The following is a 24,425-nucleotide window of genomic DNA, read 5'->3' on the forward strand; positions in this document are numbered from 1 at the left end:
GCGTCAGTGCTGGTAGGTGCCGTGCACGATGGCACGGCCCAGCGTCTTGAACGCGAGGTTGAACGAGACGACGGCCGGGGTGGCGTCGGCGTCGACGCCGAGCGAGTCCTCGCCGACCGCGTGCACCACGAAGTAGTAGCGGTGCACCTGGTCGCCCTGCGGGGGAGCGGCGCCCATGAACGCGTGCTGGTTGCCGTCGTTGCGCACCATGAAGGCGTTGCCCGGCAGGCTCGCGCCCTCGGCGCCGGCGCCCGCGTCGAGCGAGGTCACGTCGGCGGGCAGGTCCACGAGCACCCAGTGCCAGAAGCCGCTCGGCGTCGGGGCGTCCGGGTCGAAGCAGGTCACCGTGTAGCTCTTGGTGCCCTCCGGCGCTCCCTCCCAGGACAGGTGCGGCGAGGTGTTGCCCTTGTCGGCGACCTGGTCGTCCTTGAGGGGCTGGCCGTCGGTGACGTCGTCGCTGCCGACGTGGAACGAGTCGGCCGCGGGGAGCAGCGGGTACGGGTCCGGGGTCACGGGTCGGTCGAGGCTCACGAAGTCCGACCCTAGTCCGCCGGTCGGTCTCCTCGCACGGGGCAGCCCGGCCCATCGGCGAGGATGTCCGGATGGACCACCACCCGCCGTACCCCGTGGGCCTGCGGCTCGCCGGACGGCCCGTGGTGATGGTCGGGGCGGGTCACGTCGCCCAGCGCCGGGTGCCTGCCCTGCTGGCGGCCGGGGCCGTGGTCACGGTCGTCTCGCCGGAGGCCACCCCGTCGCTGGAGGCGATGGCCGACGCCGGTGAGCTGACGTGGCTGCGACGCCGGTTCGTCGACGCGGACCTGGACGACGCCTGGTACGTCGTCGCGGCGACCGACGATCCCGTCGCCAACGCCGCGATCAGCGTGGCGGCCGACGTACGGCGGATCTTCTGCGCGCGCGCCGACGACGCCGCCCAGGCCACGGCCTGGACGGCGGCCTCCGGCCGGCATGCCGACGCGGTGGTGGCCGTCCTCAGCACCGACCTGGACCACCGTGACCCGCGGCGGGTGGCCTCCTTGCGCGACGACATCCTCGAGTCGCTGCGGGAGGGCGTCGTCGGGGCACCGCACTTCCGTGGCCGCACGGCCGGGGTGGTGCTGGTCGGCGGTGGGCCGGGCGCTCCCGAGCTGATGACGGTGGCGGCTCGCAAGGCGCTGATGGAGGCCGACGTGGTGGTCGCCGACCGGCTGGCGCCCCGTGAGGTGCTCGGCGAGCTGCCGTCGACGACCGAGCTGGTCGACGTCGCGAAGTCCCGCGGGGCCGGTTCACCGCCCAGGAGGCGATCAACGACCTGATCGTGTCCCGTGCGCTGGAGGGCAAGCGGGTGGTGCGGTTCAAGGGCGGGGACCCGTTCGTGTTCGGGCGCGGGTACGAGGAGGTGCTCGCCTGCCGTGAGGCCGGCGTCCCGGTGACCGTCGTGCCGGGGCTGACCAGCCCTGTCGCCGTACCCGCCCTGGCCGGCATCCCCGTCACCCACCGCGGCGTCGCCCACGAGTTCACCGTCGTGTCCGGCCACCTGCCGCCCGGCCACGAGGGCTCCCTGGTCGACTGGTCGGCGATCGCGCGGCTGACGGGGACGTTGGTGCTGATGATGGCGGTCGAGAACGCCGGCGCGATCGCGGCCGTCCTGGTCGACGGCGGGCGCGCGGCATCCACGCCGGTGGCCGTCGTGTGCGACGGCTCGATGCCGGCCGAGCGCACGGTCCTGACGACGCTCGGCGAGCTGGGCGCCGCCGTCGAGACCGAGGGCGTGCGGGCCCCGGCAATCATCGTGGTCGGCGAGGTCGTGCGGGTGGCCCACCCCGACCACCGGTGGTCGAGCCCGCCGAGCCGCTAGGCGCGGTGGTGTCGAGACCATGGCAACCCTGATCGAGGTCACCGACGCGGCCGACGTACGGCTGGCCGACTACCGCGACCTGCGCGACGTCGCGCTGCGCAAGCACCTGGAGGCCGAGCACGGGCTGTTCCTGGCCGAGGGCGAGAAGGTCGTCCGCCGCGCGGTCGAGGCGGGGTACTCGCCCCGCTCCTTCCTGATGGCGCCGCGCTGGCTGGACGGGTTGGCCGACGTGCTCGCCACGTCGGACGCCCCGTGCTACGTGGTGTCCGAGGCGCTGGCCGAGCAGGTCACCGGCTTCCACGTGCACCGCGGTGCCCTCGCCTCGCTCCGGCGTACGCCGCTGCCGTCGGTCGCCTCCGTCCTCGACAGCGCCCAGTCGGTGCTGGTGCTCGAGGACATCGTCGACCACACCAACGTCGGAGCCATCCTGCGCTCCGGGGCGGCCCTCGGCTTCGACGCGGTGCTGCTGTCGCCACGGTGTGCCGACCCGCTGTACCGGCGCTCGGTCAAGGTCGCCATGGGCGCCGTGTTCTCGCTGCCCTGGACCCGGCTGCCGTCCTGGGACACGGCGCTCCCGGACCTGTCGGGCGCCGGCTTCACCACGGTCGCCCTGACCCTGGCCCCCGACGCCGTCGCCATCGAGGACGCCGTCCGCGGCCTCGACAAGGTCGCCCTCGTGCTCGGCTCGGAGGGCCACGGCCTCTCGTCGCGCTGGGAGTCCGCCGCCGACCGGCGCGCCATCATCCCGATGGCCGCCGGCATCGACTCCCTCAACGTCGCCGCCGCGACCGCCATCGCCTGCTACGTGACGTCGAAGCGGGACTAGCCCGAGGTCGGCGTCGGAGTCGGCACCTCGAAGATCAGCTCGAGGCCGTCCTCCTCGTCCCACTGCTCGCCGTTCTGGACGAGCCCGAAGGACCGGGCCAGGTTGAGCGACGGCTCGTTGTCGGGGGAGATGGACGCCCGCAGCACGCGGACCGACGGATCGGCGACGGCGCGGTCGAGGAGCGCCTGGAACGCCGCGCGGGCGTAGCCGCGGCGCCGGTACTCCGGGTCGACCTCGTACCCGACCTCCACCATGCCGTCGGCGTCCGGCGACCCGTGGAAGCCGGCCTTCCCGACCGCGACCCCCAGGTCCTCGTCCCAGAGGATCCCGGTGACCCACGGCGCGTCCTCCGGGTGCTCGAGGAGCTGCCCGGCCCGGATGCCGAACGTCGAGCGGAACGACTCGGTCACGAAGATCGGCCGCAGCGGCACCGGCGACAGCCGGTTGGCCTCCTCCAGGTCCCCGGCCGCGATCGCGGCGTGGGTCGGCTGGTCGACGTGGACGATGCGCACGCGGGGCATCAGTCCTCCTCCGCCGGCCAGGTCAGCGGGAACTTGTCGGCGACCTTCTCGTGCGCCTTGCGCAGCTTCTTCTGCGCCTTGGTCGACAGGCGGTCGGCGAACACGGTGCCGAGCGTGTGGTCGGTCTCGTGCTGGAGGCAGCGGGCCAGCAGGCCGTCCCCCTCGAACACGACGGGCTCCCCGTCCACGCCGAACCCGGTGACACGTGCGGCGTCGGGCCGGGCGCACTCGACGAACGCGCCCGGGAACGAGAGGCAGCCCTCCTCGGCCTCGTCGAGCTTGCGGTCCTTGCCCTCCGGCAGCGACACCGTCGGGTTGCACACGACTCCGACCGTGTGGTCGCCGGTCGAGTCGGGGCAGTCGAAGACGAACACCCGCAGGTCGACCCCCACCTGGCAGGCCGCGAGACCGACCCCGTCCGCGGCGTACATGGTCGCTGCCATGTCCGCGACCAGCGTGCGCAGCTCCTCGTCGTACGCCGTCACGTCCGCCTGCCGGCGGTGCATCACCGGCGTGCCCCACCGGGTGATCGCGCGCGGCTTCCCGCCCTCGGGGAGAGGACCGTGCGGCGTGTGCGGCACGTCGGAGGTCATGGCCGGGAAGCGTAGAGGGATCGATGCCGGAACCGGCACGCGGCCGCCCACCCGAGCCCCCCGGCATCGTGTGAGCAGGCACACGCGTGCCGGTCTGACCGAAAGTGTAACTGGGAGTTACAGTTTCCTCATGTCCGCCCCCAGCAGGCACGGAGTCTCCTCCCGGGACAGCCGGGACCCGATCGGCTACGCCGTCGCCGCCATGAACAAGCTGGCCCAGAGCGACCTCCTCGACCGGCTCGGCATCCGCCGGCAGACCGAGAAGGCCGTCTTCACGGTCACCAGGAGCGGTTTCCGCACCGCCACCACCGCGGGCCGCGCCTTCGCGCGGGCCGGCAGGCGGGGGAGGGCCGGCACCCGTCCGGGCGCCCCGCGGAGCCGTGGCGTCTTCGACCTCACCCCGACCGAGGACGAGCAGATGCTCGTCGACGTCGTCACCGAGCTGGCCACCGAGGTCGTCCGCCCCGCGGCCGCTGACGCGGACGCCGCCTGCGCGACGCCCGACGAGGTGCTGAGGGCCGGCAACGAGATCGGGCTGCCGATCCTCGGGGTGCCCGAGGCGCTGGGCGGCCTGTCCGAGGAACGCACCGCGATGGCCGGCACGCTGGTCGCCGAGGCGCTCGCCAAGGGCGACCTCGGCATCGCGGTCGCCGCTCTCGCCCCCGGTTCGGTGGCCACCGCGCTGTCGCTGTGGGGGACCGACGAGCAGCAGGCGACGTACCTGCCGGCGTTCACCGGGGACGAGCCGCCCGCCGCGGCGCTGGCCCTCACCGAGCCTGCCGTCCTCTTCGACGCCCTCGAGCCGGGCACGACGGCCACTCGCATCGACGACGGCTACGTGCTGGACGGCGTGAAGTCGCTCGTGCCCCGCGGCGCCGACGCCGAGCTGTTCGTCGTCGGCGCCCGGCTCGACACCGGTGCCAACGCCCTCTTCCTCGTCGAGGCCGGCGCCGACGGGCTGTCCGTCGAGGCCGACCCGTCGATGGGCGTGCGTGCGGCGTCGCTGACCAAGGTCGTGCTCGACGGCGTCCGCGTCGACGAGGGCGCACTGCTCGGTGCTGACGACGGCACGACCTACGCCGAGTGCGTGCGGCTGTCCCGCCTGGCCTGGTGCGCGCTGGCCGTCGGCACCGGGCAGGCCGTGCTCGACTACGTGACGCCGTACGTCAAGGAGCGCGAGGCGTTCGGCGAGCCGGTCGCGCACCGCCAGTCGGTGGCGTTCATGGTGGCCGACATCGCGATCGAGCTGCAGGCCATGCGGCTGCTCACCTACAAGGCCGCCGGCCGGGTGGGCGCGGGCAAGGACGCGAGACGCGAGATCGGCCTGGCCCGCGAGCTGTGCGCGAGCAAGGGCATGAAGATCGGGCTCGACGGCGTGCAGCTGCTGGGCGGCCACGGGTTCGTGAAGGAGCACCCGGTGGAGCGGTGGTACCGCGACCTCCGGGCGATCGGCGTGATGGAAGGCGGTGTGTTGGTGTGATCAGCCTCGACGACCCGAGGAAGCTCGTCCCGCTGCGAGACCAGGCGCACCAGGTCGCGATGAACATGCTGCGGCCGATCAGCCGCAAGTACGACGCGGCCGAGCACGAGTACCCCAAGGAGCTCGACCTCCTCGCCGCGATGATCGACGGGCTGTCGGAGTCCGGCGCGAGCAACGGCGCCGGCGCCGGCGGCGTCAAGCGGGACGAGGACACGGCCGACGACGGGAAGGTCAAGAACGGCACCAACCTCGCCTCGGTGCTCGGCATCGCCGAGATGTGCTGGGGCGACGTCGGGCTGCTGCTCTCGCTGCCGCGCCAGGGCCTCGGCAACTCCGCCATCGCGTCGGTAGCGAACGCCGAGCAGCAGAAGCGGTTCGAGGGCGTGTGGGCCGGCATGGCCATCACCGAGCCCGGCACCGGGTCGGACTCCGCGAACATCTCCACGACCGCCGTCCTCGACGGGGACGAGTACGTCATCAACGGCGAGAAGATCTTCGTGACCTCCGGCGACCGCTGCGACGCCGTGGTGGTGTGGGCGACGCTGGACAGGTCGGCCGGCCGCGCGGCGATCAAGTCGTTCGTCGTCCCGAAGGGCACGCCCGGCATGACCGTCGAGCGGCTCGAGCACAAGCTCGGCATCAAGGCGTCCGACACCGCGACGATCCGGTTCGAGGACTGCCGCGTGCCCGCCGAGAACCTCCTGGGCTCGCCCGACATCGACACCAAGGCCGGCTTCGGCGGCGCGATGGCGACGTTCGACAACACCCGTCCGCTCGTCGCGGCGATGGCCGTCGGCTGCGCCCGCGCCTCGCTCGACCTGACCCGCGACCTGCTCGAGCGGGCCGGGGTCGACATCGACTACGACCGGCCCGGGCACGTGCAGTCCGCCGCCGCCGCCAAGTACCTGCAGATGGAGGCCGACTGGGAGGGCGCCCGGCTGCTGATGCTCCAGGCCGCCTGGATGGCCGACAACGGCAAGCCCAACTCGCTGGAGGCCTCCATGGCCAAGGCGAAGGCCGGGCGCGTCGGCTCCGACGTGACGCTGTCCTGCGTCGAGCTGTGCGGGAGCGTCGGGTACGCCGAGGGCGAGCTGCTCGAGAAGTGGGCCCGCGACTCCAAGATCCTCGACATCTTCGAGGGCACCCAGCAGATCCAGCAGCTGATCGTCGCCCGCCGGGTGCTGGGCCTGACGAGCGCGCAGCTCAGATAGTCAGACCCGCCAGCGCCAGCACGTCGTCGGGGCCGTTGAGGTCCGGCGTCGACACGAACACGGTGCCGACGCCTCGCTGCACGAGTCCGGCCCACCGGTCGCGCTGCTGGGTGACCGTGCCCGCGTGCTTCTTCTTCGCGTACGCCGCCGCCGGGGTCCGTCCGCGGTGCCGCTCGACCCGAGCCCAGACGTCCTCGCGGTCCGCGCCGACGACGGGCAGGTCGAGGACCGTCACCTCGAGGTCGTCGTACGGCCGTCCCACGGCGTCCAGGTGCTGCCGCAGCACGGCGAGCTTGTGGTCGAGCCGCTCCACGTCCGAGGGCAGGTTGCAGGCGTCGCCGAGGCGGGCCGCGATGCGCAGGGTACGTCGCTCGCCGTTGCCGCCGACGACGACCGGGATGCGCCCGACCGGCCGGGGGTAGCTGGTGGTCTCGGGCAGGCCGGCGGCGGCCTTGGTGCCCGGCGCCCACAGGGCGCGCATCGTCTCGATGCCCGCCTCGAGGGCGTCGAGACGCTGGCGGGCCGGTGGGAAGGGGATGCCGTATGCCGTGTGCTCGCGGTCCCACCACCCGGCGCCGACGCCGACGAAGGCGCGGCCGCCGGTGAGCGCGTCGAGGGTGGCGGCTGCCTTGGCGGTGATGCCGGCCGGTCGGAACGTGATGGGGGAGACCAGCGTGCCGAGCTCGAGGCCCGTGTCGAGCCCGGCGACCAGGCCCAGGGTGACCCAGGGCTCCGGGATCGGCTCCCACGCGCGGTCGACCTGCGGGATCTGGATGAGGTGGTCCATCACCGCGAGACCGGCGAAGCCGCTCTGGTCGGCCGCCAGCGCCATGGAGCGCAGCCAGCCGCCCGGGTCCTCGCCCCAGGGGAAGCGGGAGAGCTGGAGGAACACGCGCAGGCCCTGGGACGACCGGCGGTCCTCGGTCGGTGACCTGACGGGGACCGGCGCCGGGGCGGGTGTGGCAGCGTCGGGTGTGACGACGTGGATGACGTCCCAGCCCTCCTCGTCCAGCTCAGTGCGGACCTCCTGGAACCGGCGCAGCTGCTGGTTCAGCGCATCGGCGGGGACGACGTACGCGCGGTCCGCGTTGCGGCGTCGCGTCTCCCGCGCCGGGGTGTCCACCACGACGGCCACCGCGGGCAGGCCTGCCTGACGGGCTCGCTCCATCCAGAGGCGGCGCAGTCCCCGGTCCATGCCGAGGGTGTCGACCACGGTGGTGAGCCCGCGCTTGAGCCGGCTGATGACGATCACGTCGAGGATCGCGAAGGCCTCGGCGGTGGCCGGCAGGTCGTGCTCGCCGCTGCCGAGGACGGAGCGGAGCTCGTCGGTGGAGACGATCTCCTGGCGGCGGTAGTGGGTCGAGGCGAAATGCGACTTGCCCGACCCCGCGGGTCCGATGAGGACCACGAGTGCGGGATCGGGCAAGGGCGGCACGAGGGGGAGTGTCTCAGGAGGCGACGTTCTTGTACGGGTCGTGGGTGGCGAGGGCCTTCTCGAGCCGGGCCTGGTCGAGGCGGCTGAAGATCATGTCGTCCTCCTGGCGGTCCCGGATGACCTTGGCCAGCGTGAACGACGAGGTGACGAGGTAGCAGATCGAGAGGGCGAAGAACGCCTTGATCCAGGGGTCGGCCGGCAGGTAGTAGACGGCGACGAGGACGGCGAAGAGAGCCACGCCGAAGGAGACGATCGCCTGTGTGTAGAAGGCGGCGGAGTTCTTGGGGTTCGCGTTCTGGTTGGTAGCCATGCGAGAACCCTGGCCGCGACACCCACCTCCTCGCGCCCGCCTGAGTACCCGTCGCCCGCTGAGTACACGTACTCGACCGACCTGGTTCAACAGAGCGAGGCGGCGGGGGACGGATCGGCGAGGAGGTACGTCGGGGGCTTGAAGCCCTGGTCGGCGAAGGCCGCGGAGACCGCGCCGGTGACCGTGTCGAGCGAGTCGGAAGGTACGAGGGCGACGGCCGAGCCGCCGAACCCGCCACCGGTCATGCGGGAGCCGACCGCACCGGCGGCGACGGCCGACCCGACGGCCACGTCGAGCTCGGGGCAGGAGATCTCGAAGTCGTCGCGCATGGAGGCGTGGGAATCCGCGAACAGCGACCCCAGCGCCGCCCAGTCACCCGCCCCGATCGCGTCCACCGCCTGTGACACCCGGGCGATCTCGGTGACGACGTGGCGAGCGCGCCGGCGGATCCGTTCGTCCTCGAGGCCTTCGACCTGGTCGAGGGTCGCCTCGCGCAGGGAGCCGACGCCGAGGGCGCGGACCGCCTGCTCGCAGTCGTCGCGCCTGCTGCCGTACCCGCCGTCGGTGAGCGCGTGCGACACCCCGGTGTCGACCACGAGGATCGCCAACCCTGCCGCCTCCAGGGCCAGCGGCACCGGACGGCTGACCCCGCTGTCGAAGTCGATCAGCAGCGCCGCCCCCGGCTCCGCGAAGAGCGCCACTGTCTGGTCCATGCCACCCGTCGGCGCCCCGGCCACCTCGGTCTCGGCGCGCATGCACGCCCGTACCAGCCGGCCTCGCTCGTCGGGGTCGTCCTTCCGCCCCACCACCTCGGTCACCGCCACCGCGACCGAGCACTCCAGCGCCGCCGACGACGAGAGGCCGGCACCGAGCGGCACCGTGCTGTCCACGCAGACGTCGAGGCCGGGCACCTCGACGCCACTCTCACGCAGCGCCCACACCACTCCGGCGACGTACGCCGCCCACCCGTCCACCTGCCCGGGCCCCAGGTCGTCGCCCTCCCACGCGTCGTCCCGCTGCGCGCTGCGCAGCCGCACCAGCCGGTCCGCCCGCGGCGTCACCGCGGCGTACGTCGCGTGCGGCAGCGCCACGGGCAGCACCAGGCCGGCGTTGTAGTCGGTGTGCTCCCCGATCAGGTTCACCCGGCCGGGCGCGCGACCGACCACGGCAGGAGCGATGCCGTACGCCGCCTGGAACGCTCTGCGCGTGGACGTCGAGAGTGCCGCGACTGAGCCCGGGTCCAGGAGGGTCACGCGGTCGAGCCTAGGGGCCGTGACCTTCTCGCCCCCCGCCCGTTGTGCAGGACGGAACGCTCGTCCGGGTCATGGCGGCTCGGGGCATCGTGAACCGGACCCCCGTCCCGAAGGGCGAGCGCCACACGCACTCATCCCCCCAGAACAGGCGATGCCCTGGCCGACCCCCCCTAGGCCAGGGCATTGCCGTGTCGACGACGCAGTCTCAGCGGGAGGAGCGCGGCGTCCGCCCGCGCACCACGCCCACGAACCGCTGGCTGCGCTCGTCGTCGTGGTCGGCCCGCCACGCGAGGGCGACGGTGGTGACGGGGAGGTCCACGACCGGGCGATGGACGACGTCCTTGCGGTGGTGGAGCCGGGCGACGGACATCGGCAGGATCACGATCCCCGTACCCGCCGCGACCGTCTCGACCGCCTCGCGCTCGGTCATCGGTGGCCAGGCCAGCTGGTCGGCGGTGGGCCGCCAGCCGCTGACGTGCGGCCGGACGAGCTGCTCGTCCACGAGGTCGTCGAGTCGGACGTCGTCCGCCGCCGCCACGAGGTGCTCGAGGCCGGCGACGACGACCGGCACCTCGTCGTACAGCGGGATGCACAGGAGGCCGTCCCGGTCCACGGGGAGCCGCACGAGGGCCATGTCCACCTCGCCCGAGCGGAGGACGGCCTCCTGCTCGGCCTCGGTCACCGGGACCAGGTCCAGCGGCTCGCGCGGGTAGCGCTCGCGCCACACGCCCGCCCACTTGTCGGGCGTCGCGCCGGTGACGAACCCGACGCGGAAGGCCATGCGGCCGACCCTAGGTCACTTGTCGGGCAGGGTGATCGTGACCCGGCGGTTCTTCTGCCGCCCGGCCTCGGTGTCGTTGCTGGCGATCGGGTTCGCCTCGCCGTGGCCGACGGCCACGATGTCGATGCGGTAGCTGCCGAGGCGTGACCGCAGGTACTGCGCGACCGCCTGCGCCCGGTCCTGCGACAGCGAGAGCCCGTGGGCGGCCGAGCCGAGGTTGTCGGTGTACCCGTCGATGTGGATGGTGCCGTGCAGCTTCGCGGCGCGGATCTGGTCGGCGAGCTTGCCGATCGCCACCTTGGCGGCGTCGGAGAGCGCTGCGCTGTTCTTGGGGAACGCCAGGTCCGACTTCAGCGTGACCGTCGGCTTGTCCGGGGTCTTGGTGACGACGGGCTCGGTCTTGGTCGGGGACGGCGACGCGCTCGGCTTCTTGGTCGGCTTGTTCTTGTCACCCTGGCTGGTGGTGTGCGCCGGCTTCTTCGGCTTCGCGTCGGCCTCGGGCGAGGTGCCACCCTGCGTGAACCACCAGGTGCCGCCGGCGATCGCGCCGACGAGGAGCACGACGAGGGGCACGACGAGCTTGGCGCGCCTGCGCGGTGGCTCCTCCTCCTCGATGAGCAGCGGGGGAGCGGCGCGCCAGGTCTGCTGGGCGACGGGCTCGGTCTCGGCCACCGGCACGGGTGCCGGCTCCGGCGGGGGAGGCGGCGCGAACTCCAGGGGCGCCACGGGCTTGGTGCCGAGCTCGTAGGTCGAGAAGCCGGACCCGACCGGGGCCACGAACGCCGACTGGATCTCCTGCACCGCCATGTCGAGCGGGTCGAAGGGCTGGCCCAGCGCCGCGCGCAGCAGGGCCCGCGGGAAGCTGAGGATGATCTCGTGCACGGACTGGTCGTCGTGCAGCACGGTGAGCCGGATCGGCATGTTCAGCCGCGGCGTCTCGCTCTTCCCGTGGTCACGGTCGAGGACCAGCGAACCGCCGCCACCTGCGCCGGCGCCGGCCGCGTGCTCGCCGGCGTCGCCGCGGTCGGCGGGGTCGGCGTCCTCGTCACCCGGGACGTCCGCGTCCAGCGGGCCGAGGTCGCGGACCCGGGCCTCCTCGATGACGCGGCCGTGGCCGATGTGGCGCGCGTGCGAGTCGAAGACGATCCCCGGGAAGAGGTCGAGCGCGTCCTCCAGCCCGTAGAGGACCTGCTCCTCACCCTGGAGCGACCAGCTCCGGTCCTCGGTACGGACGATGGTGGTCGGGCGGAACTCGAGCAGCGCGGCGTTCAGGTCTCCGCGGCCGAGCGCGTCGAGGAGGCGGGTGGCAGGCGAGGACTCGAAGCGTTCACCCCGGTCGTCCGCCATGCCCGACCTTCCCAGCGCTGTTCCCGATGTCATCTCTCCGCTTTCGTTCCCCCGGTGCCCCAAGCATGCGGGAAAAGTGTGCCCCGCGTGACGGGAGTTGCGTTTCCGAGATCACGCTCGGGCGGTGACTGGTCCAGACCACCGCGCCCTGGGCTCGAGCGTGCACCCCGGCCCGGCGGTCGTCACGACGGGCCGCGGGTGGGGTGCGCACGCCAGGGCCCTAGGTTCGGCGCGTGGTGAGCACGGCGCGGACGCCGCTGCCCGGGCAGGTCCGGCGGCTCGCGGTCGTCGCCACCCTGGCCTCCACCGCCGACTGGTACGTCCAGTTCGCCGTGTTCTGGCTGGCGGCGGAGCGCGGCTACTCGGGACTCCTGATCGCCGGCCTGGTGCTCGCCGCCCGTGCGCCGACGCTCGTCGGGGGGCTCGTGGGCGGTCGGCTGATCGACCGTCGCGGACCGCGCCGGATGATCGGCCTCGACAACGCCGTTCGCGCGGCCCTGTTGCTGCTGCTCGCCGTGCTCGCCGTCGGCGGCGACGACGGGTACGTCGCGATCCTCGTGGTCGCCGCCGGCTGCTCGCTCTGCGCCCCGGTGACGTACGCCGGCGCGCGTGCCCTCACGCCCACCTACGTGCGGGACGACCAGCTCGGCCGGGCGAACACGCTGCTCGCCCTGGCCGACCAGGTGCCGATCATCTTCTCGGCGGCTCTGGCCGGACCGGCGCTCACGTGGCTCGGGCCCGGGGCCTACGCCGTTCCCGCCGTGCTGCTGCTCGTGGCGCTCGGGCTGGCCCAGGGGCTGCCGGCGGAGTCGCGTCGTCCCGTCGGCGCCGGGCTCGAGGCCGGCGCTGCATCCGCGCTCCGCTACCCGCCCGCGGTGGTCGCCCTGATCGCCCTCTCCACGGCGTACTACTTCGTGTACGGGCCGTTCCAGCCCCTGCTGCCGATCCTGGTCGAACGCCACCTCGGCGGCGGCGCCACGACGTACGCCGTGCTCCGCGTGGTCGTGGGCCTCGGGGCGCTCCTCGGGCTCCTGCTCGCGCCGTACTTGTCGTTCCTGGACCGCCCCGGCCTGGTGAACGCGTGGGGCGCCGTGCTCTACGGGCTGTCGATGCTGCCGCTGGTGTTCGTGCACTCGGTCGGGTGGGCCGTGGTCATCTACTTCGTCTCCGGTGTCGTCTGGGGGCCTTACTCGGCGGTCGAGGCCACCGCCCTGCAGCGCTGGACCAGGCCCGAGCACCACGGGCGGCTCTTCGGCACCCAGCGAGCGCTGATCATCTCCGCGATCCCGGCCGGCGGCGCGATCGGCAGCGCGACGGTGGACAGCGTCGGACTGACCGGCGTGCTGGCGGGCTCGGCCGTCGCGTGCAGCGTGGTCGGCCTGCTGGCCCTGGCCTACCCGCCGCTGCGCCGACGGTCGTGACGCCGGGCGGACGCCGTACGGCGCGATCCGGCACGACTGACACGCGGGTGGTCCGCAGGCATACTGCGGAGCGTGGAGCTCCTCGAGCGCGACACCTTCCTCGACTCGCTCGCCGAGTACGTCGACGACGCGCTGATGGGGCAGAGCCGGGTCGTCCTGCTCGCGGGTGAGGCGGGCGTCGGCAAGACCGCCCTCATCGAGGCGTTCCAGGAGCGCATGCCGGGTGCCCGTTGGGCCTGGGGAGCCTGCGACGACCTGTCCACGCCGCGCCCGCTCGGTCCGCTGTACGACGTCGCCCCCGCCTTGGGTGGCGACCTGGCGGCCACCCTGAAGCGAGGCGCGGTCCGGGAGGAGCTGTTCGACGCCTTCCTGTCCGCCCTCCGCGCCGGCGACGAGCTCTCGGTGGTCGTCGTCGAGGACCTGCACTGGGCCGACGAGGCGACCCTCGACCTCGTCAAGCACGTGGGACGCCGGCTGGCGGCGACGCGCGCCCTGCTGCTGCTGACCTATCGCGACGACGAGCTGGCGGAGGGCAGCAAGCTACGACGTCTGCTCGGCGACCTCGGCAGCTTCCGGGGCACCCGGCGCATGGCGCTGCCGCCGCTGTCGGAAACAGCGGTCCGCTCGGCGGCCGAGGCCAGCGGCCTCGACGGAGAGGAGCTCTACCGGCTCACCCGAGGGAACCCGTACTACCTCAGCGAGCTGCTCGCGAGCGACGGCGTCGAGGTGCCGGCGTCGGTCCGTGACGCGGTGCTCTCCCGGGCGGCCCGCCTCGGCGAGGACGGCCGCCGGGCCCTGGACGTCGCCGCTGTCGTCGGGACGCGCCAGGACCTGGCGGTCGTGAACGCCGTCGAGGGCGTCACCCCGACCGGCCTCGACGAGTGCGTGCGCTCGGGGCTCCTCGTGGAGTCGGAGGATGCCCTCGCCTTCCGCCACGACCTCGCCCGGCTGGCCGTCTCGGCCGCGTTGCCGCCCCATCGCCGCCGAGCACTGCACGCGGCGGTCCTCTCCGTGGTGGCCGACTCGGGCGACGACGCCCGCCTCGCCCACCATGCGGACCTGGCCGGTGACTCGGCTGCCGTCCTCCGTCATGCACCCGCGGCGGCCGTCTCGGCCGCGCGCGCCGGGGCGCACATCGAGGCGGCGGCCCAGTACCGCCGGGCGATCCGGCACGCCGACGGGCTGCCGGCGCGGGCCCGGGCCGAGCTGCTCGACGCGCTCGGGTTCGAGACGTCGCTCACCGACGAGTGGGACGAGAGCACGGCGGTGCGTGAGGAGGCGCTCGCCCTGTGGCGCGAGGTAGGTGACGAGCTGCGGATCGGCGATGCGCTGCGCAAGCTCGTGCCGTGCGTGTGGCGCGTGGGTCGTGGCGCCGAGTGCGCCGCCCTGTCCGAGGAGGCGGTCGCGCGGCTCGAGGTGCTGCCACCCGGCCCCGAGCTCGCCCGCGCCCTGCTCAGCCTGGCCGCGACCCGTCACGGCCAGGGGAACCTGGCGGAGGCCCTGGAGCTGAGCCGGGCCGCCATGCAGCTGGGACGCGACCTGGGGATGCCCGACCTCGTCGTCGACGCGCTGAACAACGTGGGAGCCACGCTCCACACGCTGGGGCACGACGGACTGCCCTCGATGCGGGAGGCCGTCGAGATCGCGCTGGGTCTCGGCCTCGACGCGCAGATCGCTCGCTCGTACACCAACCTCCACGAGCTGCTGTGCATCACCTGGGACGTGCCGGAGGCCGAGGCCGTCTTCCGGGACGCCATCGCGTACGTCGAGGCGCACGACGTCGCCACCTACGGCGCGTGCCTGCGGGGCGACGCGGCCTCGTTCCTGCTGGCCCAGGGCCGGTCGGCGGACGCTCGCTCCCTCAACGACGCGCTGCTGGGAAGCAAGCTCCCGTCGCTGGCCAACAGCCTGGCCCCCCTGACCACGCGAGGACTGATGTGTGCGCGCGCCGGGGAGACCGAGGCTGCCTGGGTGTCGCTCGACGAGGTGCTGCAGGTGGCCCTCGGCGTCGGGGAGCCGACGTACATCCTGCGCGTGCGCGTCGCACGCGCCGAGGCGCACTGGATCGAGCGACGCCCGCTCGGCGTGGCCGAGGAGGCGCGTGCGGGCGTCCTGGCGCAGACCGGACCGGATCCTTGGGAGGTGGGGCCGGCGCTCGTGTGGTGCCGGCGCGCGGATGTCGCCTTCGACGCGCCCGACGCGTGGCCCGCGCCGGCGCGCCCGTGGGCGCTCGAGCTCGCGGGGGACCACCGTGCCGCGGCCCACGAGTGGGACCGGCTCGGCGCCGCGTACCTCGCCGCGATGGCGCTGGCCTTCTCCGATCGTGAGGAGGACCTGCGCGACGCCGTGGATCGGTTCCGGGCGCTGGATGCTCCCGCGGCCGAGGGCCGGGTGCGGCAGCGGCTGCGTGAGATCGGCGCCGAGACCGTCCCGGCCGGCCCGCGCGCCAGCACGCGAGCGCATCCCGCCGGCCTCACCCAGCGGGAGAGCGAGGTCCTTGAGGGCCTCGTGCGCGGGCTGAGCAACGCCGAGCTCGCGCGGGAGCTCTACCTGTCGGAGCGCACGGTCGAGCACCACGTGTCCCACGTCCTCGGCAAGCTCGGCGTGAGCTCCCGGACGCAGGCCGCGAAGGCGGCGTCCGACCGCGGCCTGGTCGTCACGACGTAGCGGAAACTGGGCGGCACCGCCGTGAAGGTGCGTACCGGGCGCGGATGTGACGCCGGCCGACCCTGCCTAGCGTCGGTCGTGCCCGACAACGGGCCGGACACGAGGAGGAACCATGCCGCTGTTCATGGACACGCACCGGCTCGACGGCAGCGTCACCGTCGAGGACGTCGCGAAGGCCCATCTGGCCGACCTGCAGGAGCAGGGCCGGCACGACGTCAGCTACCTGAGGTACTGGGTGGCCGAGCCCCAGGGCATCATCTTCTGCCTGGTCGAGGCGCCCTCGGCCGACGCAGCCGTCCAGGTCCACAAGGACGCTCACGGCCTGCTCGCCGACGACATCGTCGAGGTCAAGGAGGGATCGTGACGAGTCGTCACCCAGAAGCAGGTCTGGAGTCGGTCTGGAGCAGGTCTGGTGTCCGAGGGGGGACTTGAACCCCCACGCCCTAATACGGGCACTAGCACCTCAAGCTAGCGCGTCTGCCAATTCCGCCACCCGGACGAGTGCGGCTGGAAGCGTAGCAAAGCGAAACTGCGTTCTTCGCATCGAGGGGAGGGGGAGGTCGGGTGCTTGGATAAGGCCCATGGCGCCCGACTCGGAGACCGGTCCGCGACCGTCGTACGACCCCTCGGGCGAGGTCGTCGACATCTGCCGGGACCTCATCCGGTTCGACACCTCGAACTACGGCGACGAGGACGGACCGGGGGAGCGGAAGGCGGCCGAGCACGTGGCCGCGCTGCTCGACGAGGTCGGCATCGAGGCCGAGATCTACGAGGGTGAGCCGGGCCGCGCGAACGTCATCGCCCAGTGGGGTGGCACGGGCGACCGCACCGACGGGCTGCTGCTCCACGGCCACCTGGACGTCGTCCCGGCCGCGGCCGAGGACTGGCAGGTCGACCCGTTCGCGGGGGAGATCCGCGACGACCTCCTGTGGGGTCGCGGCGCCGTCGACATGAAGGACTTCGACGCGATGATGCTGTCGGTCGTGCGGGCGCGGGCCCGTGCGGGCGCGGTCCCCGAGCGGCCCGTCACGCTGTGCTTCACCGCCGACGAGGAGGCTGGTGGCCACCGCGGCGCGCAGCGCCTGGTGGAGGACCGCACCGACCAGCTCGCGCACTGCACCGAGGCGATCGGCGAGGTCGGCGGCTTCAGCAGCACGATCCGTGGCCAGCGCCTCTACCTGCTCGAGGCGGCGGAGAAGGGGATGGCCTGGATCCGGCTGACCGCCCGCGGCCGGGCCGGCCACGGGTCGATGGTCAACCGCGAGAACGCCGTCACCGCGCTGTCGCAGGCCGTCGCCCGGATCGGCACCCACGAGTGGCCGCTGCGGCTCACGCCGACCATGCGCACCCTGCTGGCGACCGTCGGCGAGCTGGCCGGCACCGAGATGACCCCGGACAACGTCGAGGAGCTGGTCGAGGAGTTCGGCGAGGCCACCAAGATGATCGGCGCGGTGCTGCGCAACTCGTGCAACCCGACGATGCTCCAGGCCGGCTACAAGGTGAACGTCATCCCGACCGAGGCGACGGCGTACGTCGACGGGCGGTTCCTCCCCGGGTACGAGGACGAGTTCTGGGCGACCCTGCGTGAGCTGTGCGGCGAGGGCGTGGAGGTCGAGGCGGTCTCGCACCAGCCGCCCTGGGAGACGCCCCACGACACCGACCTGGTCGACGCGATGTCCCGGGCCGTGGCCGCGGAGGACCCGGGCGCGCTGGTCGTGCCGTACCTGCTGAGCGCCGGCACCGACGCCAAGCACTTCACGAAGCTCGGGATGAGGTCGTACGGGTTCGTGCCGCTGCGGCTGCCGGACGGGTTCGACTTCGCGGCCATGTTCCACGGTGTCGACGAGCGGGTCCCGGTCGACGCCCTCCACTTCGGCGCCCGGGTCGTCGACCGGCTGCTGGACCAGGTGTGACCCGCCTCTCGACCCGCGGGCCGGATGCCTGCGAACATTTCCGCGCCCACCGGCATCCGACCCGGTGACACCTCCACCCCGAGACGCCAGGAGGAGAGGACCCATGTCCCCGCGCCGCCACGCGCCCGTGGTCCGCACGGTCGCGCCCGTGGGCGTCCTCGTGAGCGTGCTCGCCGGCCTCCTGCTGGCACTCGCTCCCTCCGCGTGGGCGCAGCCGGCCGACGACCTCGCGGCCGCAGCGACCTGCAACGGGCGCACGCCCACCATGGACGAGGGCTCGCCGGGCGAGACCATCCTCGGGACCGCCGGCGACGACGTGATCATCACCGGCGGTGCCGCGCGCGTGGACACCGGTGCCGGTGACGACTCCATCTGCATCACCGGCAAGGGGCCCGCCATCGTGAACGCCGGACCCGGTGACGACTTCGTCGGCGCCCGTGCGCACCAGGGCAAGACCTTCGTGAGCCTCGGCTTCGGCGACGACCGGTTCATCGGGGGCGACGGGCCGGACCGGGTCTGGAGCCAGGAGTCGTCGAACCAGACGTCGTCGGACGACAGCGACACGATCCTCACCTACGGCGGCGACGACTACGTGATCAGCGGCAGCAGCACGGCGCTGAACACCGACATCGTGGCCCTGGGCACCGGCGACGACGGGCTGGTCACCTACGGCTTCAGCTCCGGTGCCGTGCTGTCCGGGGGGCCGGGCAGCAACTCCTACCAGCCCCTGCCCGGTCCGGGCGTGAGCGGCAGCTGGGACTTCGACAACGTCGAGGGCCAGGCCACCCTCGACGAGGTCACCCGCCTGACCTGGCGCGGCTTCCAGCGCTTCGACCTCGCCGGCGTCCAGGGTGACCGGCTGCGCTTCCGCGGCAGCAAGGCCAGCGAGACGGTCAGCGGCGGCGGGGCCTGTGAGGTCGTGCTGCGGGGCCGCGCCGGGAACGACCGGCTGACCGTCGACGACGAGGGCTGCAACGGCCTGCCGGCCGGCGACGCGCTCCTGGTGGGTGGCGGCGGCGACGACGTGCTGAAGGGCGCGGGGGGCGACGACGTCCTACGCGGTGGCGGCGGGGCCGACTCCGCCGACGGAGGGGCCGGCGACGACCGCTGCCTCGCCGAGTCCCGTGTGAACTGCTAGACGCTCCTCAGGCGGGCGGTCCGGCGAGCGGCGGCGCGAAGCTCGGCCGCATGCGGATGATCTTGCGGCGCAGCACCACTCGACGGGTGCCGTCGGGCGCGATGCGCACCCGGTCCAGCTCCCACCCACCGTGCTCGGCCCGCTCGACGAGCAGCCGGGCGACCACCGAGCGCGAGAAGTCGCGGTCGAACGTGATCTTCTCGAACTCCCACTCCACCCCGCGCGCCCGGCCGCCGAGGCGGTCGAGGGCTGCGTCGGGGGCGCGGGACATGGCTTACTCGCCGCCCTCGGACCCGCCGGGGGCGGACACGTCGTCGAGGGCGGTGACCAGCTCCTCCGGCAGCGTGAGCTCCTCGGCACCCAGCGCACCGCGCAGCTGGGCCGCCGTGCGAGCCCCCACGATCGGCGCGGTCACCCCCGGTCGGTCGCGCACCCAGGCGAGGGCGACCTCCAGCGGCGTCCAGCCCAGCCCCTCGGCGGCCTTGGCCACGGCCTCGACGATGCGCTGCGAGCGCGGGCCGAGGTAGGCGTTGACGAAGCCGGCGAAGTGGGAGGACGCGGCGCGCGAGTCGGCCGGCGTACCTCCGCGGTACTTGCCCGTCAGCACTCCCCGGCCCAGCGGGGACCAGGGGAGCAACCCGAGGCCCAGGGCCTGGGCCGCCGGGACGACCTCGTCCTCGACGGAGCGGTTGAGCAGGGAGTACTCCATCTGGGTCGACGCCAGCGGCGCCCGGCCCGGCACGGCGCGCTGCCAGGTCGCCGCCTGGGCGGTCTGCCAGCCGGCGTAGTTCGAGACCCCGACGTACGACGCCCGGCCGGACGACACCGCGGTGTCGAGCGCCGACAGGGTCTCCTCCAGGGGAGCGTCGTCGACCCAGGTGTGCACCTGCCACAGGTCGACGTGGTCCACGCCCAGCCGCTTGAGTGAGCCGTCGAGGGTGGCCAGCAGGTTGCCGCGGGAGGCGTCGGTGACACGGGTGCCGGTGCGCCGCGAGATGCCGGCCTTGGTGGCCACCACGATCTCGTCGCGGGCGACCACGTCGCCGATGAGGGAGCCGACCAGCTCCTCGGACGCGCCGTCGCCGTAGCCGGCCGCGGTGTCGACGAGCGTGCCGCCGGCCTCCGCGAACGCGATCAGCTGGTCGCGCGCCTCGTGCTCGTCGGTGTCGCGGCCCCACGTCATCGTGCCCAGTCCGAGTCGGGACACCTTGAGGCCGGTGGCACCGACGGACCGCACGTGCATGCGCATAACGTTAGTGCCCGGGCCCCCGCCGCGAGGCGGGACTCCCGAGGAGCCGGGCGGGTCGTCAGGTTGCGGTCAGGCGGCGGCCCCTAGTGTGGAGCGCGGCCCGCCCCCGAGATGACAGGCAGAACGCCCGCCATGGACTACCTCGACGCCGTCATCCTCGGCATCGTCGAAGGCCTCACCGAGTTCCTCCCGGTGTCCAGCACCGGCCACCTGACGATCGCGGAGAAGGCGCTCGGCCTGGAGCTCGACGACCCCGCCGTGACGGCGTACACCGCCGTCATCCAGATGGGCGCCATCCTGGCGGTCGTCGTGTACTTCGCCCGCGACATCTGGCGCATCGCCACCGCGTGGTGCCGGGGCCTGGTGAACGCCGAGTGGCGCGGTCATCGCGACCACCGCATGGGCTGGTACGTCATCGTCGGCAGCATCCCCGTCGGCCTGGCCGGGCTGCTGGGGAAGGACCTGATCACCGGCCCGCTGCGGTCCCTGTGGGTCGTCGGCGCCGCGCTGGTGGTCTGGAGCGCCGTGATGTGGGCCGCCGAGCGGGCGGCCACCCAGCAGCGCGGCGAGAAGCAGCTGACGATGCGCGACGCCCTCGTCGTCGGCCTGGTCCAGGTGGTGGCCCTGGTCCCGGGCGTCTCCCGTTCCGGCGCCACCATCTCGACCGGCCTGTTCCTCGGCCTGGACCGGGTGGCCGCGACCCGGCTCAGCTTCTTCCTGTCGATCCCGGCCCTGCTGGCCGCCGGCATCTACGAGCTGCCCGACGCGCTGGACGGCTCGCTCGCCGTCGGGCCGATCGTGGTCGGCACCGTGGTGGCGTTCGTGGTGGCGTACGCCAGCGTGGCCTGGCTGCTGAGGTTCGTGGCGCACCACTCGATCGCGTGGTTCGTGCCGTACCGCGTCGTCGTCGGCGCCGCGATCCTGCTGCTCCTCGCGGCCGGAGCCATGTCGGCGACTTGACCCCCTTCTTGCGCACCGTGTGAGGATTCGCCGCATGGCGGACGACACGGGGAACGAAGCCACACCTGCGGCCCAACCACCGGCACGACCGCGTGCGGTCCTTCCAGGCATCAGCTCACGAGCGTGGGAGCACCCGGCCGACCGCGGCGCCCTGGTGGCGCTGCGCAAGCTCAAGGGCTTCGACACCCTGCTCAAGACGCTGTCGGGGCTGATCAACGAGCGGTCGGTGCGGTTGCTGCTGCTCGGGTCGTCGGTCCGGGTCGACGAGCGCAACTTCCCGCGCCTGCACCGGCTGATGACCGACGTCGCGGCGACGCTCGACTGCCAGGACGTCCCCGAGCTGTACGTCCGCGCCAACCCCGGCTTCAACGCGCTGACCATCGGCATGAACAAGCCGATCATCGTCGTCTACTCCGGGCTCGTGGACCTGGTCGGCGAGGACGACGACGAGATGCGCTTCCTGCTCGGCCACGAGCTCGGGCACGCCATGAGCGGGCACTCGGTGTACCGGACCCTCCTGGCCCGGATCCTGGGCCTGACCGGGGTGCTGTACGCCATCCCCGGTGGCGCCCTGGGCCTGCGGGCCATCACCGCGGCCCTCTTCGAGTGGCAGCGCAAGTCCGAGCTGTCCGCGGACCGCGCGGGCCTGCTCGCGGGTCAGAACCCCGCTGCGGCCACGCGCTTCCACATGAAGCTGGCCTCCGGCGGCCACATCGAGGACCTCGACGCCACGTCGTTCTTCGCCCAGGGCAACGAGTACTCCGAGACCGAGGACCTGCGCGACTCGATCCTCAAGGTCTTCCTGGTCGAGCAGACCACCCACCCCTTCGCCGTCGTCCGCGCGGCCGAGCTGCGTCGCTGGACGGAGTCCGGGGAGTACACCGCCATCCTCGGCGGCACCTACCCGCGCCGCGACGAGGACGCCACGGCCAAGGTCAGCGACGCCGCCCAGGAGGCGGCGGCCAGCTACTCCGAGACCTTCCGGCGCACCCAGGACGCCGTCGGGCGGCTCGTGCACGACGCCGCCGGCTTCCTCGGCCAGGCCCGGATGTGGCTCGACGAGCGGTTCCGGCCGCCGGAGCCGCCTCAGTAGCCCGACCTGCGGGCTCACAACCAGCCGGACTTCTTGAAGAACACCCAGAGCCCGGCGACGATCAACGCCATCAGTCCGAGGGCGAACGGGTAGCCGAACGTCCAGTCGAGCTCCGGCATGTGGGTGAAGTTCATGCCGTACACGCCGGCGATGAGGGTCGGTGCGGCGGCCAGCGCGACGCCCGCGGAGATCTTGCGCATGTCGTCGTTCTGCTGGACCGAGATCCGGGCCAGGTGGCCCTGGAACGCCGCGGTGAGCAGGATGTCGAGCTCGTCGATCGCCTCGGCGGTCCGGGCCACGTGGTCGTAGACGTCGGCGAAGAACGGCGCCGCCTTCGGGTCGATGCCTTCCACCTTGCCGTCGGCCAGCTGGCGCATCGGCTCCTTCAGCGGGAACACGGCCCGGCGCATCTCGGCGACCTCGCGCTTGAGGGTGTAGATCCGCACCGAGTCGTTGGTGCGCTCGGGGGAGAACACGGACGCCTCGACCTGGTCCACGTCCTCCTGGAGCGACGCGGCCACGGCCTCGTAGTCGTCGACGACGCGGTCGCAGACGGCGTACACGACCGCGGATGGCCCGTGACCGAGCACGTCGGCGTCGGCCTCGAGGTCGACCCGACGCGTGTGCAGCTCCGAGCCCGCGCCGTGGCGCACGGTCACGACGTACCGGGCGCCGATGAAGATGTTGATCTCGCCGGTCTCCACGGCGTCGTCCTCGTCGATGTACCAGAGCGTGCGCAGGGTGAGGAACAGGCTGTCGGCGTACTTGTCGAGCTTGGGCCGCTGGTGGGCGTTCAGGGCGTCCTCGACGGCGAGGGGGTGCAGCCCGAACGCCGCCGCGACCTCGGCCAGCTCGGCCTCGGCCGGGTCGGCGAGCCCGACCCAGACGAAGTCGTGCTCCTCGTCGGCCGCGGCCAGGAGGGCAGGGTAGTCGCGGGTGCCGCAGTCGACCTTCACACGGACGCCCTTGCGGTACACGGCGCTGTCGACGATCACGGCCCCAAGGTAGTGCGGCCGGGTGCAGTGGCTAGCCTCGCGACCGTGGCAACGGTGATCCTGGTCCGGCACGGGCGGACGTCGGCGAACGTCGGCGGGGTGCTGGCCGGTCGTACGCCCGGGGTCCGGCTCGACGAGACGGGCGTCGCCCAGGCGGAGAAGGCCGCGGCCCGGCTGGCCGCCGTGCCGCTGGCGGCCGTCGTCTCGAGCCCGCTGGAGCGGTGCCGGCAGACCGCCCAGGCGGTCGCGCGCGCCCAGGCCGGGCCAGTGCGGGTCGTCGCCGACAAGGGGCTGACCGAGTGCGACTACGGCGAGTGGCAGGGCCGGCCGCTCAAGGAGCTGGTCAAGGAGCCACTCTGGAAGGTGGTGCAGGGACAGCCCTCGGCGGCCCACTTCCCGGGCGGCGAGTCGCTGGCCGCGATGCAGGCGCGCGTGGTGGACGCCGTACGCCGCCGCGACGCCGCCGTCGAGGCCGCGCACGGTCCCGGGGCGGTGTGGGTGGCCGTCAGCCACGGTGACCTCGTGAAGGCGGTGCTGGCCGACGCGCTGGGCATGCACCTGGACCTGTTCCAGCGGATCAACGTGGACCCGGCCTCGGTCTCGATCGTCCGGTACACCTCCACCCGGCCGTTCGTGCTGGCCACGAACACGCACGACGGCGACCTCTCGTGGCTGGCGCCGCCACCCGCGAAGGGCCGGGCCCGCAAGCGCGCGGCGTCCACGGACGCGGTGGTCGGCGGCGGGGCCGGACCGGCTTCTCCGGCGTCATAGGGTTGTCGCCGTGCCTGTGATCCACGAGTTCGACCCGCCGGAGCGGTTCGTCGTCGGCACCGTCGGCGAGCCGGGCCAGCGCACCTTCTTCATCCAGGCGCGCAGCGGCCCCCGGATGGTCAGCGTGGCGCTCGAGAAGCAGCAGGTGGCGGCCCTCGCCGAACGGGTCGACGAGCTGCTCGACCAGGTGCTCGACGACGGGTCGTCGCGCGAGCTGGTGCCGGCCGTAGCACCCCACGACCTGGACGACCAGGCGCCGCTGGAGCAGCCGATCGAGGAGGAGTTCCGCGCGGGCACCATGACGCTGTCGTGGGACCCCGGCACCAGCCGCGTGGTCATCGAGGTCTTCCCGATCACCGACGAGGTGGTGGTGGGGGAGGACGGCGACGACGAGGACGAGCTGGAGATCGAGGCGTACGAGGAGCCCGAGCCGCAGGAGGTGCTGCTGGTCAGGATCACGCCCGGCGCCGCTCGGGCGTTCGCGCTGCGGGCCGGCCGTGTCGTGGAGGCCGGCCGCCCGAGCTGTCCGTTCTGCGGCGGGCCGATCGACCCGTCCGGCCACCTGTGCGTGCGGGCCAACGGGTACCGCCGCCGCGACGCCTGACG

The 24,425-nt window shown here is 73.2% G+C and carries 25 protein-coding genes and 1 tRNA gene; 14 read left to right on the top strand and 12 right to left on the bottom strand.

Features of this window, described 5'->3' with window-relative positions:
* Positions 1-3 precede the first annotated feature (3 nt).
* A complete protein-coding gene (locus ISU07_RS17195) occupies positions 4-531 on the bottom strand; it encodes a YbhB/YbcL family Raf kinase inhibitor-like protein (RefSeq protein ID WP_194708051.1) in 528 nt (175 codons plus the stop codon).
* Positions 532-602: 71 nt separating this feature from the next.
* On the opposite strand from ISU07_RS17195, the gene ISU07_RS24500 reads away from it, so the two are divergent.
* Genes ISU07_RS24500 through ISU07_RS17205 form a run of 3 tightly spaced genes read left to right on the top strand, consistent with a single transcriptional unit; the run spans position 603 to position 2,681 of the window.
* Positions 603-1,313 (top strand): siroheme synthase, encoded by a 711-nt coding sequence (locus ISU07_RS24500; protein ID WP_267238954.1) that lies wholly within the window; start codon positions 603-605, stop codon positions 1,311-1,313.
* Between the two features lie 2 nt (positions 1,314-1,315).
* Positions 1,316-1,855: a uroporphyrinogen-III C-methyltransferase gene (locus ISU07_RS24505; protein ID WP_323742675.1), complete on the top strand. Its 540-nt coding sequence runs from the start codon at positions 1,316-1,318 to the stop codon at positions 1,853-1,855.
* Positions 1,856-1,874: 19 nt separating this feature from the next.
* Complete coding sequence (locus ISU07_RS17205) at positions 1,875-2,681, top strand: TrmH family RNA methyltransferase (RefSeq protein WP_194708052.1); 807 nt, start codon at positions 1,875-1,877, stop codon at positions 2,679-2,681.
* On the opposite strand, the gene ISU07_RS17210 is transcribed toward ISU07_RS17205, so the two are convergent.
* Together ISU07_RS17210 and def are read right to left on the bottom strand one after the other, a co-directional pair.
* Positions 2,678-3,202: a GNAT family N-acetyltransferase gene (locus ISU07_RS17210; protein ID WP_194708053.1), complete on the bottom strand. Its 525-nt coding sequence runs from the start codon at positions 3,200-3,202 to the stop codon at positions 2,678-2,680. The two genes, ISU07_RS17205 and ISU07_RS17210, sit on opposite strands and share 4 nt — an antisense overlap.
* A complete protein-coding gene (def, locus tag ISU07_RS17215) occupies positions 3,202-3,795 on the bottom strand; it encodes a peptide deformylase (protein ID WP_194708054.1) in 594 nt (197 codons plus the stop codon). The genes ISU07_RS17210 and def overlap by 1 nt, the downstream gene beginning before the upstream one ends.
* A 130-nt stretch (positions 3,796-3,925) precedes the next feature.
* Between def and ISU07_RS17220 the strand changes: the two genes are divergently transcribed.
* Positions 3,926-5,275, top strand: coding sequence for an acyl-CoA dehydrogenase family protein (locus ISU07_RS17220; protein ID WP_194708055.1), 1,350 nt, complete (start codon positions 3,926-3,928; stop codon positions 5,273-5,275).
* Complete coding sequence (locus ISU07_RS17225) at positions 5,272-6,486, top strand: acyl-CoA dehydrogenase family protein (protein WP_194708056.1); 1,215 nt, start codon at positions 5,272-5,274, stop codon at positions 6,484-6,486. The genes ISU07_RS17220 and ISU07_RS17225 overlap by 4 nt, the downstream gene beginning before the upstream one ends.
* On the opposite strand, the gene ISU07_RS17230 is transcribed toward ISU07_RS17225, so the two are convergent.
* The 5 genes from ISU07_RS17230 to ISU07_RS17250 form a co-directional block, all read right to left on the bottom strand.
* Complete coding sequence (locus ISU07_RS17230; RefSeq protein ID WP_194708057.1) at positions 6,479-7,921, bottom strand: LLM class flavin-dependent oxidoreductase; 1,443 nt, start codon at positions 7,919-7,921, stop codon at positions 6,479-6,481. The genes ISU07_RS17225 and ISU07_RS17230 overlap by 8 nt on opposite strands.
* A gap of 13 nt (positions 7,922-7,934) precedes the next feature.
* The gene (locus ISU07_RS17235) at positions 7,935-8,231 is read right to left on the bottom strand and encodes a YiaA/YiaB family inner membrane protein (protein WP_194708058.1); all 297 of its coding nucleotides are present in this window, start codon (positions 8,229-8,231) and stop codon (positions 7,935-7,937) included.
* Between the two features lie 86 nt (positions 8,232-8,317).
* On the bottom strand, positions 8,318-9,484 hold the full coding sequence (galK, locus tag ISU07_RS17240) for a galactokinase (RefSeq protein ID WP_323742676.1): 1,167 nt from the start codon (positions 9,482-9,484) through the stop codon (positions 8,318-8,320).
* Positions 9,485-9,689: 205 nt separating this feature from the next.
* On the bottom strand, positions 9,690-10,265 hold the full coding sequence (locus ISU07_RS17245) for a LysR family transcriptional regulator substrate-binding protein (protein ID WP_194708059.1): 576 nt from the start codon (positions 10,263-10,265) through the stop codon (positions 9,690-9,692).
* Positions 10,266-10,280: 15 nt separating this feature from the next.
* On the bottom strand, positions 10,281-11,612 hold the full coding sequence (locus tag ISU07_RS17250) for an OmpA family protein (RefSeq protein ID WP_194708060.1): 1,332 nt from the start codon (positions 11,610-11,612) through the stop codon (positions 10,281-10,283).
* Between the two features lie 233 nt (positions 11,613-11,845).
* On the opposite strand from ISU07_RS17250, the gene ISU07_RS17255 reads away from it, so the two are divergent.
* From ISU07_RS17255 to ISU07_RS17265, 3 genes are all read left to right on the top strand, one after another.
* Positions 11,846-13,033 carry an MFS transporter gene (locus ISU07_RS17255; RefSeq protein WP_194708061.1) on the top strand — a complete coding sequence of 396 codons (1,188 nt, stop codon included), beginning with the start codon at positions 11,846-11,848 and terminating at the stop codon, positions 13,031-13,033.
* Positions 13,034-13,105: 72 nt separating this feature from the next.
* The gene (locus tag ISU07_RS17260; RefSeq protein ID WP_194708062.1) at positions 13,106-15,700 is read left to right on the top strand and encodes an AAA family ATPase; all 2,595 of its coding nucleotides are present in this window, start codon (positions 13,106-13,108) and stop codon (positions 15,698-15,700) included.
* A gap of 112 nt (positions 15,701-15,812) precedes the next feature.
* Positions 15,813-16,064 (top strand): DUF4242 domain-containing protein, encoded by a 252-nt coding sequence (locus tag ISU07_RS17265; RefSeq protein WP_194708063.1) that lies wholly within the window; start codon positions 15,813-15,815, stop codon positions 16,062-16,064.
* Positions 16,065-16,110: 46 nt separating this feature from the next.
* Here the strand turns inward: ISU07_RS17265 and ISU07_RS17270 are convergent.
* A tRNA-Leu gene (locus ISU07_RS17270) sits at positions 16,111-16,199 on the bottom strand.
* Positions 16,200-16,281: 82 nt separating this feature from the next.
* Here ISU07_RS17270 and ISU07_RS17275 point away from each other — a divergent pair.
* Positions 16,282-17,613 carry a M20/M25/M40 family metallo-hydrolase gene (locus ISU07_RS17275; protein ID WP_194708064.1) on the top strand — a complete coding sequence of 444 codons (1,332 nt, stop codon included), beginning with the start codon at positions 16,282-16,284 and terminating at the stop codon, positions 17,611-17,613.
* A gap of 103 nt (positions 17,614-17,716) precedes the next feature.
* Entirely contained in the window at positions 17,717-18,751 is a 1,035-nt protein-coding gene (locus tag ISU07_RS17280) for a hypothetical protein (RefSeq protein ID WP_194708065.1), read from the top strand.
* Between the two features lie 7 nt (positions 18,752-18,758).
* Here the strand turns inward: ISU07_RS17280 and ISU07_RS17285 are convergent, their stop codons facing one another.
* Positions 18,759-19,022, bottom strand: a complete 264-nt coding sequence (locus tag ISU07_RS17285; RefSeq protein WP_228522074.1) for a DUF5703 family protein — start codon at positions 19,020-19,022, stop codon at positions 18,759-18,761.
* A 3-nt stretch (positions 19,023-19,025) separates the two neighbouring features.
* Complete coding sequence (locus ISU07_RS17290; protein WP_194708066.1) at positions 19,026-19,994, bottom strand: aldo/keto reductase; 969 nt, start codon at positions 19,992-19,994, stop codon at positions 19,026-19,028.
* A 138-nt stretch (positions 19,995-20,132) separates the two neighbouring features.
* On the opposite strand from ISU07_RS17290, the gene ISU07_RS17295 reads away from it, so the two are divergent.
* Both ISU07_RS17295 and ISU07_RS17300 read left to right on the top strand, forming a co-directional pair.
* Entirely contained in the window at positions 20,133-20,960 is an 828-nt protein-coding gene (locus tag ISU07_RS17295) for an undecaprenyl-diphosphate phosphatase (RefSeq protein WP_194708067.1), read from the top strand.
* A 34-nt stretch (positions 20,961-20,994) separates the two neighbouring features.
* Positions 20,995-22,053, top strand: coding sequence for a M48 family metallopeptidase (locus ISU07_RS17300; RefSeq protein ID WP_194708068.1), 1,059 nt, complete (start codon positions 20,995-20,997; stop codon positions 22,051-22,053).
* A 14-nt stretch (positions 22,054-22,067) separates the two neighbouring features.
* Here ISU07_RS17300 and ISU07_RS17305 read toward each other — a convergent pair whose 3' ends face one another.
* Complete coding sequence (locus ISU07_RS17305) at positions 22,068-23,048, bottom strand: magnesium and cobalt transport protein CorA (RefSeq protein WP_194708069.1); 981 nt, start codon at positions 23,046-23,048, stop codon at positions 22,068-22,070.
* Between the two features lie 45 nt (positions 23,049-23,093).
* Between ISU07_RS17305 and ISU07_RS17310 the strand changes: the two genes are divergently transcribed.
* On the top strand, positions 23,094-23,819 hold the full coding sequence (locus tag ISU07_RS17310) for a histidine phosphatase family protein (RefSeq protein WP_194708070.1): 726 nt from the start codon (positions 23,094-23,096) through the stop codon (positions 23,817-23,819).
* A 10-nt stretch (positions 23,820-23,829) separates the two neighbouring features.
* Entirely contained in the window at positions 23,830-24,423 is a 594-nt protein-coding gene (locus ISU07_RS17315) for a DUF3090 domain-containing protein (protein ID WP_194708071.1), read from the top strand.
* The last annotated feature ends 2 nt before the right edge of the window (positions 24,424-24,425 follow it).

The sequence above is a fragment of the Nocardioides islandensis genome, assembly GCF_015352455.1.
GTDB classification, from domain to species: Bacteria; Actinomycetota; Actinomycetes; order Propionibacteriales; family Nocardioidaceae; genus Nocardioides; species Nocardioides islandensis.